General features: G+C 65.5%; 15 protein-coding genes and 1 tRNA gene. 11 read left to right on the top strand and 5 right to left on the bottom strand.

Annotation, left to right across the window (positions count from 1 at the left end; genetic code table 11):
* Positions 1 to 22: 22 nt before the first annotated feature.
* The 4 genes from AC07NT_RS02025 to AC07NT_RS02010 all read left to right on the top strand — a co-directional run bounded on the left by AC07NT_RS02025 (position 23) and on the right by AC07NT_RS02010 (position 3399).
* A complete protein-coding gene (locus AC07NT_RS02025) occupies positions 23 to 535 on the top strand; it encodes a TRAP transporter small permease (protein ID WP_498598099.1) in 513 nt (170 codons plus the stop codon).
* A gap of 10 nt (positions 536 to 545) precedes the next feature.
* Complete coding sequence (locus AC07NT_RS02020; protein WP_498598100.1) at positions 546 to 1847, top strand: TRAP transporter large permease; 1302 nt, start codon at positions 546 to 548, stop codon at positions 1845 to 1847.
* Positions 1848 to 1908: 61 nt separating this feature from the next.
* A complete protein-coding gene (locus tag AC07NT_RS02015; RefSeq protein ID WP_498598101.1) occupies positions 1909 to 2901 on the top strand; it encodes a Bug family tripartite tricarboxylate transporter substrate binding protein in 993 nt (330 codons plus the stop codon).
* A gap of 51 nt (positions 2902 to 2952) precedes the next feature.
* On the top strand, positions 2953 to 3399 hold the full coding sequence (locus AC07NT_RS02010; protein ID WP_498598102.1) for an acyl-CoA thioesterase: 447 nt from the start codon (positions 2953 to 2955) through the stop codon (positions 3397 to 3399).
* A 45-nt stretch (positions 3400 to 3444) separates the two neighbouring features.
* Here AC07NT_RS02010 and AC07NT_RS02005 read toward each other — a convergent pair whose 3' ends face one another.
* The 4 genes from AC07NT_RS02005 to AC07NT_RS01990 all read right to left on the bottom strand — a co-directional run bounded on the left by AC07NT_RS02005 (position 3445) and on the right by AC07NT_RS01990 (position 7633).
* On the bottom strand, positions 3445 to 4068 hold the full coding sequence (locus AC07NT_RS02005; protein ID WP_498598103.1) for a Crp/Fnr family transcriptional regulator: 624 nt from the start codon (positions 4066 to 4068) through the stop codon (positions 3445 to 3447).
* 78 nt (positions 4069 to 4146) lie between these two features.
* The gene (locus tag AC07NT_RS02000; RefSeq protein WP_498598104.1) at positions 4147 to 5463 is read right to left on the bottom strand and encodes a glycerate kinase type-2 family protein; all 1317 of its coding nucleotides are present in this window, start codon (positions 5461 to 5463) and stop codon (positions 4147 to 4149) included.
* Between the two features lie 56 nt (positions 5464 to 5519).
* Positions 5520 to 6455 (bottom strand): Bug family tripartite tricarboxylate transporter substrate binding protein, encoded by a 936-nt coding sequence (locus AC07NT_RS01995; protein WP_498598513.1) that lies wholly within the window; start codon positions 6453 to 6455, stop codon positions 5520 to 5522.
* A 101-nt stretch (positions 6456 to 6556) separates the two neighbouring features.
* The gene (locus tag AC07NT_RS01990; protein ID WP_498598105.1) at positions 6557 to 7633 is read right to left on the bottom strand and encodes a tartrate dehydrogenase; all 1077 of its coding nucleotides are present in this window, start codon (positions 7631 to 7633) and stop codon (positions 6557 to 6559) included.
* A 121-nt stretch (positions 7634 to 7754) separates the two neighbouring features.
* On the opposite strand from AC07NT_RS01990, the gene AC07NT_RS01985 reads away from it, so the two are divergent.
* The gene (locus AC07NT_RS01985; RefSeq protein ID WP_498598106.1) at positions 7755 to 8690 is read left to right on the top strand and encodes a LysR family transcriptional regulator; all 936 of its coding nucleotides are present in this window, start codon (positions 7755 to 7757) and stop codon (positions 8688 to 8690) included.
* 171 nt (positions 8691 to 8861) lie between these two features.
* Positions 8862 to 9452 (top strand): hypothetical protein, encoded by a 591-nt coding sequence (locus tag AC07NT_RS01980; RefSeq protein WP_498598107.1) that lies wholly within the window; start codon positions 8862 to 8864, stop codon positions 9450 to 9452.
* 16 nt (positions 9453 to 9468) lie between these two features.
* Here AC07NT_RS01980 and AC07NT_RS01975 read toward each other — a convergent pair whose 3' ends face one another.
* The gene (locus AC07NT_RS01975; protein WP_498598108.1) at positions 9469 to 10383 is read right to left on the bottom strand and encodes a LysR family transcriptional regulator; all 915 of its coding nucleotides are present in this window, start codon (positions 10381 to 10383) and stop codon (positions 9469 to 9471) included.
* Positions 10384 to 10509: 126 nt separating this feature from the next.
* Between AC07NT_RS01975 and gcl the strand changes: the two genes are divergently transcribed.
* The 5 genes from gcl (at position 10510) to AC07NT_RS01950 (ending at position 15981) form a co-directional block, all read left to right on the top strand.
* Complete coding sequence (gene gcl, locus AC07NT_RS01970) at positions 10510 to 12285, top strand: glyoxylate carboligase (RefSeq protein ID WP_498598109.1); 1776 nt, start codon at positions 10510 to 10512, stop codon at positions 12283 to 12285.
* Positions 12286 to 12313: 28 nt separating this feature from the next.
* Complete coding sequence (hyi, locus tag AC07NT_RS01965) at positions 12314 to 13093, top strand: hydroxypyruvate isomerase (protein WP_498598110.1); 780 nt, start codon at positions 12314 to 12316, stop codon at positions 13091 to 13093.
* Between the two features lie 24 nt (positions 13094 to 13117).
* The gene (glxR, locus tag AC07NT_RS01960; protein ID WP_498598111.1) at positions 13118 to 14026 is read left to right on the top strand and encodes a 2-hydroxy-3-oxopropionate reductase; all 909 of its coding nucleotides are present in this window, start codon (positions 13118 to 13120) and stop codon (positions 14024 to 14026) included.
* Between the two features lie 120 nt (positions 14027 to 14146).
* The gene (locus tag AC07NT_RS01955; protein WP_498598112.1) at positions 14147 to 15865 is read left to right on the top strand and encodes a response regulator; all 1719 of its coding nucleotides are present in this window, start codon (positions 14147 to 14149) and stop codon (positions 15863 to 15865) included.
* 28 nt (positions 15866 to 15893) lie between these two features.
* Positions 15894 to 15981: transfer RNA gene (locus AC07NT_RS01950), tRNA-Ser, on the top strand.
* Positions 15982 to 15994 lie beyond the last annotated feature (13 nt).

The raw sequence follows: 15994 nt of genomic DNA, 5'->3' as shown, positions 1-15994 counted from the left end.
TTTCCCGTTACTGGAGTCCTGCGTGAAACGCAATTCTATGGATCGTGTCATCGACACGATCGAGTGGTTGGCCGCGATCTTCGTCGGTATCGTCGCCCTGAACATCTTCCTCGCAGTGATGCTGCGCAAGTTCTTCGACACGTCCATCCCGGATGCCTACGACTTCGGCTCTCTGCTGTTGGGCATCCTGATCTTCTGGGGCATCGCCGCCACCAGCTACCGCGGCACCCACATCACGGTGGATCTGCTGTGGAGCGCCGGCAGCCGGCGCACGAAGCGCTGGATCGACATCTTTGCCACGCTGGTGCTGCTCTTCGTCGTGGTGGTGCAAACCTACACCCTGTTCGACAAAGTGCTCGTCACCTGGCGCGACAACGTGCTCACCTACGACCTGCACCTGCCGACCTGGCCCTTCTTTGCCGTGGCCTGGCTGGGCGACATTGCGGCCGTCCTCCTGATCGCCATCCGAACCTGGCGCCTGATGTTCCAGCCCGAGCTGATCGAAGAACATCCCGAACAACACACCAGCGAATGAGGCTCCCGTCTTGAATACCGATCTCGTGGCCGGCATCGGCTTTGTCGTTCTCTTCGTCCTCATGCTGCTGCGCGTGCCCGTGGGCATGGCCATGGGCCTGGTGGGTGTCACCGGCTATGGCTATCTGGTGGGCATGGAACCCGCCCTCAAGATGGTCGGGCAGACCACCATGCGCACGGTCACCGACCAGAATTTTGCGGTCATCCCCATGTTCATGCTCATGGGCGCTTTCGTTTCCGTCTCCGGCGTTAGCCGCGAGCTGTTCCGCGCCGCCAATGCCTTCATGGGCCACCTGCGCGGCGGCCTGGGCGTGGCCACGGTGCTGGCCTGCGGCGGTTTTGCTGCCATTTGCGGCTCCTCGGTTGCCACCGCAGCCACCTTCTCCAAGGTGGCTTACCCGGAAATGCGCCGCTACAACTACCCTAAGTCATTCGCAACCGGCGTGATCGCCGCCGGTGGCACGCTGGGCATCATGATCCCGCCCTCCACCGTGCTCGCGGTCTACGCCATCCTGACCCAGCAGGACATCGGCAAGCTCTTCATGGCTGGTGTCGTGCCCGGCCTGCTGGCCATCCTGCTGTACATCCTCACCATCTCGCTGATCGTCATGGCCAAGCCGGGCTTCCTGCCCGCCGGCGAACGCAAGTCCTGGCGCGAACGCCTGGTGGCGCTCAAGGACGTGTGGGCGCCACTGGCCCTCTTCGTCTTCGTGATCGGCGGTCTCTATGGCGGCCTCTTCACGCCCTCGGAGGCAGGTGGCATGGGAGCGGTCGGCGCTTTCATCCTGGGCATACTGCGCCGCAAGCTTAGCCGCGCGCAGATCCGCGAAGCCCTGCTGGAAGCCACGCGCACCTCGGCAGCCGTCTTCACAGTGCTGATCGGCGCGCTGCTGTTCGGTTACTTCCTGACCATCACGCAGACACCGCAGAAGGTCACCGAATTCCTCACCGGTCTGGGCCTGGGGCGTTATGCCCTGCTGGCCATCATCATGGGCATGTACCTGGTGCTGGGTTGCCTCATGGATGCCATGGCCATGATCATCCTGACCGTCCCCATCATCTACCCGCTGATCGTCCAGCTCGGCTTCGACCCGATCTGGTTCGGCGTCATCATCGTGATGACGGTGGAGTTGGGGCTGATCCACCCGCCGGTGGGCATGAACGTGTTCGTCATCAAGAGCGTCGTGCAGGACGTAACCTTCACCCAGATCTTCCGTGGCGTGCTGCCCTTCATCGGCAGCGACCTGGTCCGCCTGTTAATCCTCATTGCCTTCCCGGCCATTGCCCTCTGGCTTCCCGGCCGCATGGGCTGAGTCCGCCCTGTTCCATTCGATCATCTTCAGGATTCACGCAATCCACAAGGAGCACAACAACATGCATCGTTTCCCTTCACTTCCCGGCCTGGGCCTGCGCACCCTGCTGACGGCATTGCTGGCCACGGCCGGCGCCCTCCCGATGGCCCAGGCGCAGAGCTACCCGATCAAACCGGTCAAGGTGATCGTGAGCTTCCCGCCCGGCGGTGTGGCCGACGTGCTGGCTCGCATGGTGGCAGCCCCCCTGCAGGACGTGCTGGGCCAGCCCGTGGTAGTGGAAAACCGCGCGGGTTCGGGTGGCAATATCGGCGCCGATGCGGTTGCCAAGTCCCCGGCCGACGGTTACACCCTGCTCATGAGTTCGGGCGGCACCGTCTCGGTGAACCCGCACATCTATCCCAAGATGCCCTTTGACCCGAACAAGGACATCGTGCCCGTGGCCTCGGTCGCGCGCGTGGCCGTTTTCCTGCTGGCCAAGTCCAACCTGCCGGTGGCCAATGCCAAGGAGTTCGTGAGCTACCTCAAGGCCAATCCGGGCAGGCTCTCCTACGGTTCACCGGGCAACGGCAGCTCGCCGCATCTGGCGGGAGAAATGTTCAAGAGCATGACCGGCACCTTTGCCGTGCACGTGCCCTACCGGGGCGCAGCGCCGGCCCTCAACGACCTGCTGGCCGGGCAGATCGATTTTGCCTTCGACCCGGGCATCGGTCTCTCGCATGTGCGCGCCGGTCGCCTCAAGCTGCTGGCCGTGGGCAGCCCCAAGCGTTCGCCCATGTTCCCGGACACCCCGACCGTCGAGGAAGCCGGCCTCAAGGGCTTCGACGCCGATACCTATTTCGGCTTCTACGCCCCGGCCGGCACGCCGGCGGCCATCGTCACGCGCCTGAACACCGAGATCAACAAGATCCTCAACACCCCGGCCACCAGGGAGCGCATTGCCGGCCTGGGTGGCGAAGCCGCCCCCATGAGCCCTCAGGCTTTTGCTGCCAAAGCCGCCGACGACTCCAAGCGCTTCGGCGCCCTGATCCGCGAACGCAAGATCACGGGCGACTGAGCCCCTCCGACCTGCCCCTTCCCAAGCGGAGGGGCTTTTTGATTCCCCGCCATGACCGACATCCCCTCCCCCCGCACCATCGTCTACACCCAGCACGTCGAGTTCGGCGACTGCGACCCTGCACGCATCGTCTGGTTTCCCAATTTCTTCCGCTGGATCGACGCAGCTTCGCGCCACTTCTTCCTGCAGTGCGGCGTACCGCCCTGGCACGAGACCGAGAAGAGCAGTGGGCTGATCGGCACACCTCTGGTGGACACGCACGCGCGTTTCGTCAAGACCGCGAGTTATGGCGACACCTTGCAGATCCACACCCAGGTGGCCGAGTGGCGCGAAAAGAGTTTCGTGCAGCGTTACCAGATCAAACGCGAAAACCCCGACGGCTCGGTGGACCTGATCATGGAATGCGACGAGGTACGCATCTTTGCCGCGCACCGCGAAAACGGCAAAGGCATACGCGCGATCCCGATCCCGGCCGACATCAAGGCGATGTGCGCCTGAAACAAGAAAGCCGCCTGTTCAGGCGGCTTTCTTCATGGTGCCGGGTCAGACCCCGGCCAGCACGCGCAGCCCGCCCGGGTCCAACACATTGAGTACACGACCGGTGCCGCTGATCAGGCTGCGCTCGCGCAGATGCCGCAGCACGCGCGACAAGGTCTCCGGTGCAATGCCAAGTTGTGCGGCGATCAAGCGCTTGCGCTGTTCCAGCGGCACGGCCAGCGCGCCCCGCTCGCCGGGCTGGGCATGGCGCAGCAGCCATTCGGCGCAGCGTGCTTCGGCGTCCTTGGCCAGGCGACTTACGGCCAGCTCGGTCTGACGGCGATGGGCGGTAGCCACATCGTGCAGCACGGTGCGCGCGGCGGCCGGCATGGCCGCCAGCGCCTGCCGGAAACGCGCCAGAGGGATGCGCCGCAATTCCACATCGGTTTCCGCGACCGCGTCGACGACACAGGGTAGCCCCAGCACAGCCCCCGTGGCTTCCAGCCAGAACGGGCCCTGGATCTCTCCCAGCTGATGCGCCAGGGCGTCGCCGTCGAGCACCCCCAGGGCCACGCGTCCGGACTCCACGTAATACACCGTCGAGGGCGTGCTGCCGCGCTTGAGCAGCACGGTGCCCGCCGCTGCGTGACGGCGCTCGGCACTGGTAGACATGAATTCCAGGGAAAGCATGGCACCACTGTGCCGCCCCCAGGCAGCCTGGGCCTTGAGCCATGTCAAAGACCAAGCACGAAAGCCGGTCGCCGGGGTCTACAAAACCAGCAGGGCCCGGAAATCGTTCACATTGGTGTGGGTGGGCCCGGTCACGACCAGGTCGCCCAGTGCCTGGAAATAGCCGTAGGCATCGTTGCGGTCCAGGTAGCGCTCCACCTTCATGCCCTGCGCCTGGGCACGTGCCAGCGTGCGGGGTTCGACCCAGGCGCCGGCGTTCTCTTCCATCCCGTCGATGCCGTCGGTATCGGCCGCCAGGGCCCAGACCCCGGCCTGGCCCTGCAGGGCCAGGGCCAGGCCCAGGCAAAACTCGCCGGCACGGCCACCCTTGCCGCGCTTTTCACCCTCCGGCACCGGGCGCACCGTCACCGTGGTCTCGCCGCCGCTGAGGATGACACAGGGTTTGGCAAAGGGCTGGCCCCGGTGGGCCACCGCACGCGCCAGGGCCGCGTGCACCTTGCCGACCTCGCGCGACTCGCCTTCAAGTTCGTCGCTCAGGATGTAGGCGTTCAAACCCGCTGCGCGCGCCGCCTCGGCCGCGGCTTCGAGCGACTGCTGGGGCGTGGCGATCATGTGCACGGGTTGGTCTTTGAAAATCGGGCTGCCGGGCTTGGGCGTTTCCAGCGCGCCCTGTTCCAGCGCCACCTGCACAGGCGCGGGTACTTCGATCTGGTAGCGCTTCAGGATGGCCAATGCATCGGCGCAGGTGGTGGCGTCGGGCACGGTGGGGCCGCTGGCGATGACGGAAGGGTCGTCGCCCGGTACGTCGCTGATGGTCAGCGTCACCACCTGGGCCGGCGCGCAGGCTGCGGCCAGGCGCCCACCCTTGATGCGCGAGAGGTGCTTGCGCACGCAGTTCATCTCGCCGATATTGGCGCCGCTGGCCAACAGCGCCTTGTTGATACGTTGTTTGTCTTCGAGCGTCAGCCCCTCGGCCGGCAGCGTCAGCAGCGCCGAGCCGCCACCCGAGATCAGGCACAGCACAAGGTCATCTTTTGTCAGGCCCTGCACAAGCTGCAGGATGCGCTGCGAAGCGACCAGGCCAGCCGCGTCAGGCACCGGATGTGAGGCCTCGATCACCTCGATGCGTTCCTTCAAACCCGCCGGGCGCGGTGGTATGTGGTGGTAACGCGTGACCACCAGGCCCGACAGCGGGGCCCCGGCCGGCCACAGGGCTTCGACGGCCTGGGCCATGGCGCCCCCCGCCTTGCCCGCGCCGATGACAACAGTGCGCCCCTTGGGCGGTGGAGGCAGGAAGGCGGCTGTGTTGTGCAGCGGCAGGGCGCGCCGTACGGCGGCCTGGTACAGGTGCGTGAGAAATTCACGGGGCTGGGTGCGGGGATCGGGGTGGCTCATTCTTGTCTCCAGCCACCATTGTGACGCCGTAACCCGGCCGTAACCCGCCCCGGACCTCAATCGATGCTGACCTTGGCTTTTCTGACCAGGTCGGCAAAACGCTCGGTGTCGTCACGGATCTGCTGCGCCATCTGCTCGGATGTATTGCCCACGGGCTCCGCGCCGATATCTTCCATGCGCTTTCTGAAGTCTGGCGAGTTGATGAGCTTCACGATCTCCGTGTTGAGCCGCACCACGATGTCCCGGGGCGTTCCGGCCGGTGCCAGCACGCCAAACCAGGTCCCGAGATTGAAGCCCGGCAGGCCGGCTTCATCCAGTGTCGGCACATCCGGCAAGGCGCCCGAGCGCTTGCTGGTGGTTACCGCCAGGGCGCGCAGCTTGCCGGCCTTGATGTGCGGCAGCACCGGCGTGATAGTGTCGAAGGACATGGTGATCTGGCCACCCAGCAGGTCGGTGGTCAACGGCCCGCTGCCCTTGTAGGGCACGTGCAGCAGCTGCACACCTGCCATGCCCTCGAACTGGGCCCCGATCAGGTGCTGGCCGGTCCCGTTGCCGTTGGAGCCGTAGGTGTACTTGCCGGGCGCCGCCTTGGCCAACGCGAGCAGTTCAACCACCGACTTGGCCGGCACCCCTGGGTTCACCACCAATACATTGGGCACCAGGGCCACCGTCGTGACCGGCACCAGGTCCTTCTGGAAATCGTAGGGCAGCTTTCTGTACACACTGGTGGCGATGGTGTGGTGCACCGCGCCCATGAGCAGGGTGTAACCATCCGGTTTGGCTTTGGCCACGAAGTCCGCGCCCAGTGTGGCGCCGGCGCCGGGTTTGCTTTCGACCACCACCGGCTGGCCCAGGCTCTTGCTCAGCTCCTGCCCCACGGCGCGCGCCAGTACATCGGTGGTACCGCCCGCGGGAAAGGGCACGATGAGGCTGATGGGTCGCACCGGATAGGTCTGGGCCATGGCTGCGGCACCGAACAGGCCCAGCGCCATCACCACGGCACGCAGGACGTGCTGTCGGCCTGCTGCGCGGATCTTCTGCGTTTCAAGTTTCATACCGTCTCCTCGTTGTGTTTTTGCCAGATGAGCGCGTCTCAGACGGACGCTTTGCGGATCAGTTCACAGACAGCCTGGGTCACTTCGACCGTGGTGGCCTTGCCTCCCAGGTCGCCGGTGTGCAGCGCGGTATTGGCCGTGACCTGCTCGATCACGTTCATCAGCAGGCGTGCCGCTGACATCTCACCCAGATGCTCCAACAGCATCACGCAGGACCAGAAGGTGCCCACCGGGTTGGCCAGACCCTTGCCCATGATGTCGAAGGCCGAGCCGTGGATGGGCTCGAACATCGAGGGGTAACGACGCTCGGGATCGATGTTGCCGGTCGGCGCGATGCCGAGGCTGCCGGCCAGCGCGGCGGCCAGATCGCTCAGCACGTCGGCGTGCAGATTGGTGGCCACCACCGTGTCGATGGAGGCCGGTTTGTTCACCATGCGCGCCGTCATGGCGTCGACCAGCTCCTTGTCCCACTTCACGTCCGGGAACTCCTGGCTGATCTGCAGGGCGATCTCGTCCCACATCACCATGCCATGGCGCTGGGCGTTGGACTTGGTCACCACGGTGAGCTGTTTGCGCGGACGCGATTGCGCCAGCTTGAAGGCGAAGCGCATGATGCGCTCGACACCGGCGCGCGTGAGGATGGAGACATCGGTCGCCACTTCGATCGGGTGCCCCTGGTGGGCGCGGCCACCGACGCCGGCGTATTCACCCTCCGAGTTCTCGCGCACGATCACCCAGTTCAGGTCCTGCGGCTTGCAACGCTTGAGCGGGGCGTCGATCCCGGGCAGGATCCGGGTCGGACGCACATTGGCGTACTGGTCAAACCCCTGGCAGATCTTCAGGCGCAGACCCCACAGGGTGATGTGGTCGGGAATGTGCGGATCACCCGCGGAGCCGAACAGCATGGCGTCCTTGTCACGCAAATCGTCCAGGCCGTCGGCCGGCATCATCACGCCATGCTGGCGGTAATAGTCACCGCCCCAGTCGAAGGAGGTGAAATCGAACTTGAATTGCTTCAAGTGGGCCGCCAGAACATCCAGCACCTTCTGGCCGGCCGGGATCACTTCCTTGCCTATGCCGTCGCCGGGTATGCAGGCAATCTTGTATGTCTTCATCGGGTTTCCTTTCCGTGGGTTTGGCGCACCCTTTGCGCGCCTCGTGCTGCCTGGCACTGTAGGGCTGTGCAGCCTCAATGAAATGGTCTAGAGTTATGTCACTGTTTACTTCAGGTTAACAATGACAGCCAGCACTTCACCCCCGACCGAGATGGCGTTCTTCAGCCTGCTGGCCCGCTGCGGTAGCTTCTCGGGCGCCGCGCGCGAGCTGAACCTTTCCACCGCAGCGGTCAGCAAACGACTGGCCCAGATGGAGTCGCGCCTGGGCGTGCAGCTGCTGAACCGCACCACCCGCCGCGTGAGCCTGACGCAGGAAGGCGAGATCTACCTGCAGTACGCCCGCCGCATCCTCGTGGACATCGACGACATGGAGCGACTCGTCGGCAGCGCGGTGGCCGCGCCGCAAGGGCTGCTGCGTGTCAACGCCACCCTGGGCTTTGGCCGCAGCCACATCGCCCCGCTGATCTCGCGTTTCGTCAAGCAGCACCCGGAGGTCCAGGTGGAACTGCAGCTCACCGTCAATCCACCGCCGTTGAGCGAAGACGCTTTCGACGTCTGCATCCGCTTCGGCGAGCCGCCCGATGCACGGGTCATGGCCCGCCAGCTCGCTCCCAACCGCCGGCTGTTGTGTGCGTCGCCTGCCTACCTGGCCCAGCACGGCACACCCAAGGTGCCGCATGACCTGACACGGCACAACTGCATCGGCATCCGTCAGGGCAGCGAGGGGTACGGCATCTGGCGCCTGAGCTCTGGCAAGCAGACCGAGACCGTCAAGGTGCGCGGCAATCTGAGCACCAGCGACGGGGAGATCGCGGTGAACTGGGCCCTGGATGGCCACGGCATCCTGATGCGTGCCGAGTGGGACATCGCCAAATACCTGCGCAGCGGCCGGCTGCGTCTGGTGCTGGAACAGTGGCAGACACCCCCAGCCGACATCCATGTGGTCTACCCGCAGCGGCACCAGTTGGCGGCCCGGGTGCGCGCCTTCGTGGACTTCCTGGCCCGACACTTCGAGAAGTCATCCACCCGCGCGGCAGGCCTCGTCAGCGACTGGTGAACCCCGGGGCCCCGGTGTTGCATGGCAAGCACACATCGGGGGCTTGCGTGACGCGATCCCGGGCCAGATGGGTCGGCCCTGTTACAGATGCTGACATTTGTGGCAAAGTAGACGCCATTCTTCCTGCAGGCCGACTTCCGTGGGTACACGGGCCCGGCCAGCCTCTCGCCCATGAAAATGATCTGCTCCACGCGCACCCTTCTGCCCACCCTGGGCGCCCTGTTGCTCACGGCCCTGCTGGCCGGCTGCGTCACGGCTCCGGCCCCCACGGCCAGCCTGCCACCCCCCGCTGCCCCAGTGACTGCACAGCCGATGCAGCCTGCCCTGCCCATGGGACCGGTTTCCACGGCCGACACCCCCATCGACTACCGGCTGGACGCGGCCTACCACCTCTACGACAAGAACAACACACGCATCTTCAAGGGCGTGATGCCGCACTTTCTCTACGCCATCGGCGTGCTGGAGATCCAGGTGGACCGCCGCGGCAACCTGCAGTCGCTGAACTGGATGCGCGCGCCCGACCATGCCCCCGAGGTCATCGCCGAGATTGAACGAACCGTACGCCAGGCCGCGCCCTTCCCGGCGCCCGTACGCCTGGGTCAGGCGACCTACATCGAAACCTGGCTGTGGGACGTCAGCGGCAACTTCCAGTTGCACACCCTCAGCGAAGGCCAGGGCCCCAAGGGCCAGCCGCGTCGAGCCATCCCGCCCAACCCGCACACGGTGCGGCTGGTGGCCATGCCTGGCACGAACACTCAGTGACGCGCCCGCCCCGGGGCTAGGCCTTGGGAAGGTTGTACCACCACCTCTCGCCCAGACGCGACTGCAGATAGGCGATAAAGGCCATCACCTTGCCCGGCACCAGCTTCGGGCTGGGAAACACGGCGTGGATCTCCTGCTCGGCCAGCGTGTGTCCACGGAGCACCTCCACCACATGGCCCGACTTCAACGAGTCGCTGGCCACGTAGTGCGGCATGGCCGCAATGCCATAGCCATTGCGCGCCGCGGCCAGCACTGCCGAGAGGTTGTTGGAGCGCAGGCGTCCGGCCACCGGCACCGTCACCGCATCCCCCTTGGGCGTGGTCATGCGCCAGACGTCGTCTCCCAGCACGCTGCTGTAGATCAGGGCCGGGTGACGGCTGAGGTCGGCGGCCTGCTTGGGCACCCCCTGCTTGCGCAGGTACTTGGGTGAGGCCACCATGAGCCAGGGGTTGACCCCCAGGAAACGCGCACCGAGCGTGGAATCGGCCAGCTTGCCCATGCGGATGGCCAGGTCGATGCCATTGGCCACGAGGTCGGTGTAACGGTCCTCGAAGCTCAGGTCGATCTGCACCTGCGGGTGCTTGGCCATGAACTCCAGCGCCAGCGGCGTCACCACACGCCGCCCGAAGGCCACCGAGGTGCCGATGCGCAGCAGGCCCTGGGCCTGGGTCTGGCGCAGGCGCACGATGTTGTCGGCCTCGTCCGATTCGCGCACGATGACCTTGCACTTCTCGTAATACAGCGCCCCCGATTCGGTGACGCTGACACCGCGTGTGTTGCGGTTGAGCAGGCGCACCTTGAGCCGCTCCTCGATCGCCGCGACCAGCTTGGTCACCGTGGGCTGGGTGATCGAAAACTCCTTGGCCGCCTTGGAAAAGCTGCCGGTTTCCACCACCCGTACGTACACCTCCATCGCCTGCAATCGATCCATCGTCTTCGCCTTGTTTATTCCGATATGGAATAGATGTTATGGACTCCAGCCGTCTTCCGCAAGTGCCGGGAAATTTTTACAGTCCGTCATCGTTTTTGATATTCGGATATTCAAGGAGAACTCCTCATGGCCAAAATGAAAGCAATCGAAGCCGCCGTCTGGGTGATGGAAAAAGAAGGCGTCACGCAAGCCTTCGGCGTTCCTGGCGCCGCCATCAACCCGCTGTACGCCGCGCTGCGCAAGCAGGGCACCATCAGCCACATCCTGGCGCGCCACGTGGAAGGCGCCTCGCACATGGCCGAAGGCTACACCCGCGCCAACGCCGGCAACATCGGCGTGTGCATCGGCACCTCCGGCCCGGCCGGCACCGACATGATCACCGGCCTGTACTCGGCCCAGGCCGATTCCATCCCGATCCTGTGCATCACCGGCCAGGCCCCGCGCGCCCGTCTGTACAAGGAAGACTTCCAGGCGGTGGACATTGAGTCCATCTCCAAGCCCGTGACCAAGTGGTCCGTCACCGTGCGCGAGCCGGCCCAGGTGCCGCGCGCTTTCCAGCAGGCCTTCCACCTGATGCGCTCGGGCCGCCCGGGCCCGGTCCTGATCGACCTGCCCTTCGACGTGCAGATGGCCGAGATCGAGTTCGATCCCGAGACCTATTCCTCCCTGCCCGCCTACAAGCCGTCCGCCACGCGCGCCCAGGCCGAGAAGGCCCTGAGCATGCTTAACGAATCGGCGCGTCCGCTGATCGTTGCCGGTGGCGGCATCATCAACGCCGACGCCTCCGATCTGCTGGTGCAGTTCGCCGAGATCACCGGCGTGCCGGTCATCCCCACCCTGATGGGCTGGGGCACCATCCCCGACAACCACCCGCTGATGGCCGGCATGTGCGGCCTGCAGACCAGCCACCGCTACGGCAATGCCACCATGCTGGCCTCCGATTTCGTGCTGGGCGTGGGCAACCGCTGGGCCAACCGCCACACGGGCTCGGTCGAGGTCTACACCAAGGGCCGCAAGTTCGTGCACGTAGACATCGAGCCCACCCAGATCGGCCGCGTCTTCTCGCCCGACTACGGCATCGTCTCGGACGCCAAGGCCGCGCTCGAACTCTTTGTGCAGGTCGCCAAGGAGTGGAAGGCCGCCGGCAAGCTGGCTGACCGCAAGGCCTGGGCCGGCGAGTGCCTGGAGCGCAAGAACACCCTGCACCGCAAGACCAATTTCGACAACGTGCCCATGAAGCCCCAGCGCGTCTACCAGGACATGGTGGAAGCCTTCGGCCAGGACGTCTGCTACGTCAGCACCATCGGCCTGTCGCAGATCGCCGGCGCGCAGATGCTGCACGTCTACAAGCCCCGCCACTGGATCAACTGCGGCCAGGCCGGCCCCCTGGGCTGGACCGTGCCTGCCGCCCTGGGCGTGCGTGCCGCCGACCCGGGCCGCAAGATCGTGGCCCTCTCGGGTGACTACGACTTCCAGTTCATGATCGAGGAGCTGGCCGTGGGCGCGCAGTTCAAGCTGCCTTACATCCACATCGTGGTGAACAACTCCTACCTCGGCCTGATCCGCCAGGCCCAGCGCGGTTTCGAGATGGACTACTGCGTGCAGCTGGCCTTCGAGAACATCAACACCCAGGGCGACCCGGTGGCCCAGGGCTACGGCGTGGACCACGTCAAGGTGGTCGAAGGCCTGGGCTGCAAGGCCATCCGTGTGCACAGCCCCAGCGAGCTCAAGCCCGCCATCGCCAAGGCCGAGGAACTCATGGCCCAGTTCAGCGTGCCGGTGGTGATCGAAGTCATCCTCGAGCGTGTGACGAATATCGCCATGGGTACTGAAATTGACAATATCATCGAGTTCGAAGACCTGGCCGAGAAGCGCGCCGACGCGCCCGCAGCCGTGGCCTGAAGCAACGACGATGACGGAGACACGACAGATGCCCAAATTTGCAGCCAACCTGACCATGCTGTTCAACGAAGTGCCCTTCCTGGAGCGCTTCGCCGCAGCCAAGGCGGCCGGCTTCGAGGCGGTGGAATACCTTTTCCCCTATGCCTATGACAAGAACGAACTCGCGGGTCTGCTCAAGACCCACGGCCTCAAGCAGGTGCTGCACAACCTGCCGGCCGGCAACTGGGACGGCGGCGAGCGCGGTATCGCCTGCCACCCGGACCGTGTGGAGGAATTCCGCAAGGGTGTGGACCAGGCGATAGCGTACGCCCAGGCCCTGGGCTGCCCCCAGGTCAACTGCCTGGCCGGCAAGCTGCCCGTGGGCGTGAGCCGCGACCAGGCACAGGCCACCTTCGTGGCCAACCTCAAGTTCGCCGCCGACAAGCTCAAGGCCACCGGCCTGCGCCTGCTGATCGAGCCGATCAACAGCTACGACATCCCCGGCTTCTTCCTGAACACCACGGCCCAGGCCGCGGCCGTGCTGGACGCGGTGGGCAGCGACAACCTGTACATCCAGTACGACATCTACCACGCCCAGCGCATGGAAGGTGAGCTGGCAGCCACGGCACAGGCCTATCTGCCGCGCATCGGCCACATCCAGCTGGCCGACAACCCGGGCCGCAACGAGCCGGGCACCGGCGAAATCAACTATCCTTTCCTGTTCCGCCACCTTGATGCCATCGGCTACACCGGCTGGATCGGCTGCGAGTACAAGCCCAAGACCAAAACGGTCGAAGGCCTGGGCTGGATCAAGACCCTCACAAAATAAAGCATCGCTGAAAGAGAAGACAACATGACCAAATCCGGACAAAAAATCGGCTTTATCGGCCTGGGCATCATGGGCACGCCCATGGCCATGCACCTGATCAACGCAGGTCACGTGCTGTTCGTCAACACCGTGGGCGCCGCGCCCAAGGAAGTGGTGGACGCGGGTGCCACCGTGTGCACCTCGGGTGCGGGTGTAGCCGAGCGCGCCGACATCATCTTCGTCATGGTGCCCGACACCCCCGACGTCGAGAAGGTGCTGTTCACCGAAAACGGCGTGGCCCAGGGCCTCAAGGGCTCCAAGGGCAAGATCGTGGTGGACATGAGCTCCATCGACCCGATCGCTACCAAGGGTTTCGCCAAGCGCATCAATGAACTGGGCGCCGAATACCTCGACGCCCCGGTCTCCGGCGGTGAAGTCGGTGCCAAGGCCGCCTCGCTGACCATCATGGTCGGCGGTTCCCAGGCCACGTTCGATACCGTCAAGCCCCTGTTCGAACTCATGGGCAAGAACATCACCCTGATCGGCGGCAACGGTGACGGCCAGACCTGCAAGGTGGCCAACCAGATCATCGTGGCGCTCAACATCGCCGCCGTCAGCGAAGCCCTGGTGTTCGCCTCCAAGGCCGGCGCCGACCCCGCCAAAGTACGCGCTGCCCTCATGGGCGGCTTCGCGTCCTCGCGCATCCTCGAAGTGCACGGCGAGCGCATGGTCAAGCGCACCTTCAACCCGGGCTTCCGCATCTCGCTGCACCAGAAGGACCTGAACCTGGCCCTGCAAGGCGCCAAGGCGCTCAAGATGGCCCTGCCGCAGACCGCCAGCGCCGCCCAGCTCATGCAGGCCTGTGCTGCCCTGGGCCACGACCAGGCCGACCACTCGGCTCTGGTGAAGGCCATCGAGGCCCTGGCCAACCACAAGGTCATGCCCGACGCCTGACGCACAGGCCAGTCCCGACGTCCCCCTGCCAGCCCCGGCACACGCGAGTGTGCCGGGGCTGGTTGCTTGGGGGTATCGGGGCTATCATCCCCGCATTCTTCAACCGAGACCGGCCCGCGCATGGCGCTGTACGACGACGATCTTTCCAACACCCGGGCGCTGGTCGTCGACGGCAACCCCACCTCGCGCGCCATCCTGGTCAACCAGCTGCGCGATTTTGGCGTGGGCACGGTGGAACAGGCCACGCGCTCCATCGACGCACGCAAGGTGCTGGAGCTCAAGAGCTTCGACATCGTCTTGTGCGAGCAGTATTTCCAGCCCGGCACACCCACGGGCCAGGACCTGCTGGACGACCTGCGCCGCAACCAGCTCCTGCCTTTCGCCACGGTCTTCATCATGGTCACGGGCGAGGCCACCTACGCCAAGGTGGCCGAAGCCGCCGAGTCGGCCCTGGACGGTTACCTGATCAAGCCGCACACAGCCACCCGCCTGGCCGAGCGCCTCTACCAGGCACGCCAGCGCAAGGCCGCGCTGGCCGACATCTTTGCCGCCATCGAAACCGAAGACTTTGCCCTGGGCGCGCGCCTGTGCCTGCAGCGTTTCGAGGAGCGTGGCGCCTACTGGCTTTACGCCGCGCGCATCGGCGCCGAGTTGCTGATGCGCATCGACGACTATGCCCAGGCCCAGAAGCTGTACGAAGCTGTGATCGCCGCCAAGACCATGCCCTGGGCCAAGCTGGGTGTGGCGCGCGCCCAGCTGGACCGGGGCGAACCTACCCGTGCGATCAGCACGCTGGAAAACCTGACCAGCGAAGACCCTCGCTACGCCGACGCCTACGATGTGCTGGGCCGCGCCCAGTTCGAGCTGGGCAACCATGAACAGACCCTGGCCGCCTACCGCATGGCCTGCGCGGTCACGCCCTTTTCCATCACACGCCTGCAGAACCTGGGCCTGATGATGTATTACAGCGGCGACCGCGTGGAGGCCGAGAAGATCCTGGGCCAGTGCGCGCGCCTGGGCCTGGACTCCAAGATGTTCGACTGCCAGACCCTGGTGCTGCTGGCCTTCGCGCGGCTGGAATGTTCCGACCGCAAGGGCCTGCAGCATTGCCGCGACGACTTCGTCAAGCTGATCGATCGCGACGAAAAGAACCCGCGCCTGCAGCGTCAGGCCGCCATCGTCGATGCGCTCATCCTCATCATGGACCGCCAGTTCGCCCGCGCCGTGGAAGCCGTGCGCGCACAGGCCGGCAAGGTCAAGGACCCGGCCTTCGATTTCGAGTCGGCCACCAATCTGCTGGCCCTGATGGCCCAGCTGGCCAACAAGGCCATCCAGCTCGACGACGTGGAACCTGCGGTGGACGCCATGGGCATGCGCTTTTCCACCGGCCGCTCCATGAGCGAGCTGCTCGCGGGCGCCGCCGGCGTGCACCCCGCCTATGCCGAGCGCCTGCGCTCGACCAGCGCCCAGGTGCTCAAGCTGGCCGAGACCGCCGTGTCCCTGAGCCTCAACGGCGACCCGGCCGGCGCCGTGCGCAACCTGCTGAACCACGGCATCGAGACACTCAACGCCAAGCTGATCGAGACCGCGCACCTGGTGCTGCAGAAATACGCCGGCAAGATCCCCGACGCCGCGGAACTGGAAGCCGCGGTACAGCAATGGCGCAAGGAAAACGGCAACCCCAGCCTGCGCCCCGCGCTCAGCGAACAGGGCCGCCCGGCCGGCGGCCTGAGCCTGCGCACCGGGCGCAAGGCCGATGGCTCACCGGCCGCCATGTTTGCGGCCGCAGCCGCTGCAGAGGAAGCACAAGGCGAGGCCGGCTCCGAAAACCCGGGCTGAAAACGCCACCCGCTAGAATCGGCGTTCCGGAGGTGTGGCAGAGTGGTCGATTGCACCGGTCTTGAAAACCGGCAACGGGCAACCGTTCGTGAGTTCGAATCTCACCGCCTCCGCCAGACCTGTGGCCCA

The organism is Hylemonella sp. GW821-FHT10B10 (assembly GCF_059415585.1).
The sequence above is the reverse complement of the archived record's forward strand: the minus strand, read 5'-3'. Positions and strand labels throughout refer to the sequence as shown.

Excerpts from the sequence above, each read along its gene's own strand:
- AC07NT_RS01980 (WP_498598107.1), top strand. The coding sequence starts at position 8,862 with ATGAAAATGATCTGCTCCACGCGCACCCTTCTGCCCACCCTGGGCGCC.
- AC07NT_RS01990 (WP_498598105.1), bottom strand. The coding sequence starts at position 7,633 with ATGAAGACATACAAGATTGCCTGCATACCCGGCGACGGCATAGGCAAG.
- glxR (WP_498598111.1), top strand. The coding sequence starts at position 13,118 with ATGACCAAATCCGGACAAAAAATCGGCTTTATCGGCCTGGGCATCATG.
- AC07NT_RS01995 (WP_498598513.1), bottom strand. The coding sequence starts at position 6,455 with ATGGCGCTGGGCCTGTTCGGTGCCGCAGCCATGGCCCAGACCTATCCG.
- AC07NT_RS01985 (WP_498598106.1), top strand. The coding sequence starts at position 7,755 with ATGACAGCCAGCACTTCACCCCCGACCGAGATGGCGTTCTTCAGCCTG.
- AC07NT_RS02015 (WP_498598101.1), top strand. The coding sequence starts at position 1,909 with ATGCATCGTTTCCCTTCACTTCCCGGCCTGGGCCTGCGCACCCTGCTG.
- AC07NT_RS02010 (WP_498598102.1), top strand. The coding sequence starts at position 2,953 with ATGACCGACATCCCCTCCCCCCGCACCATCGTCTACACCCAGCACGTC.
- AC07NT_RS01975 (WP_498598108.1), bottom strand. The coding sequence starts at position 10,383 with ATGGATCGATTGCAGGCGATGGAGGTGTACGTACGGGTGGTGGAAACC.
- hyi (WP_498598110.1), top strand. The coding sequence starts at position 12,314 with ATGCCCAAATTTGCAGCCAACCTGACCATGCTGTTCAACGAAGTGCCC.
- AC07NT_RS01955 (WP_498598112.1), top strand. The coding sequence starts at position 14,147 with ATGGCGCTGTACGACGACGATCTTTCCAACACCCGGGCGCTGGTCGTC.
- AC07NT_RS02005 (WP_498598103.1), bottom strand. The coding sequence starts at position 4,068 with ATGCTTTCCCTGGAATTCATGTCTACCAGTGCCGAGCGCCGTCACGCA.
- AC07NT_RS02000 (WP_498598104.1), bottom strand. The coding sequence starts at position 5,463 with ATGAGCCACCCCGATCCCCGCACCCAGCCCCGTGAATTTCTCACGCAC.
- gcl (WP_498598109.1), top strand. The coding sequence starts at position 10,510 with ATGGCCAAAATGAAAGCAATCGAAGCCGCCGTCTGGGTGATGGAAAAA.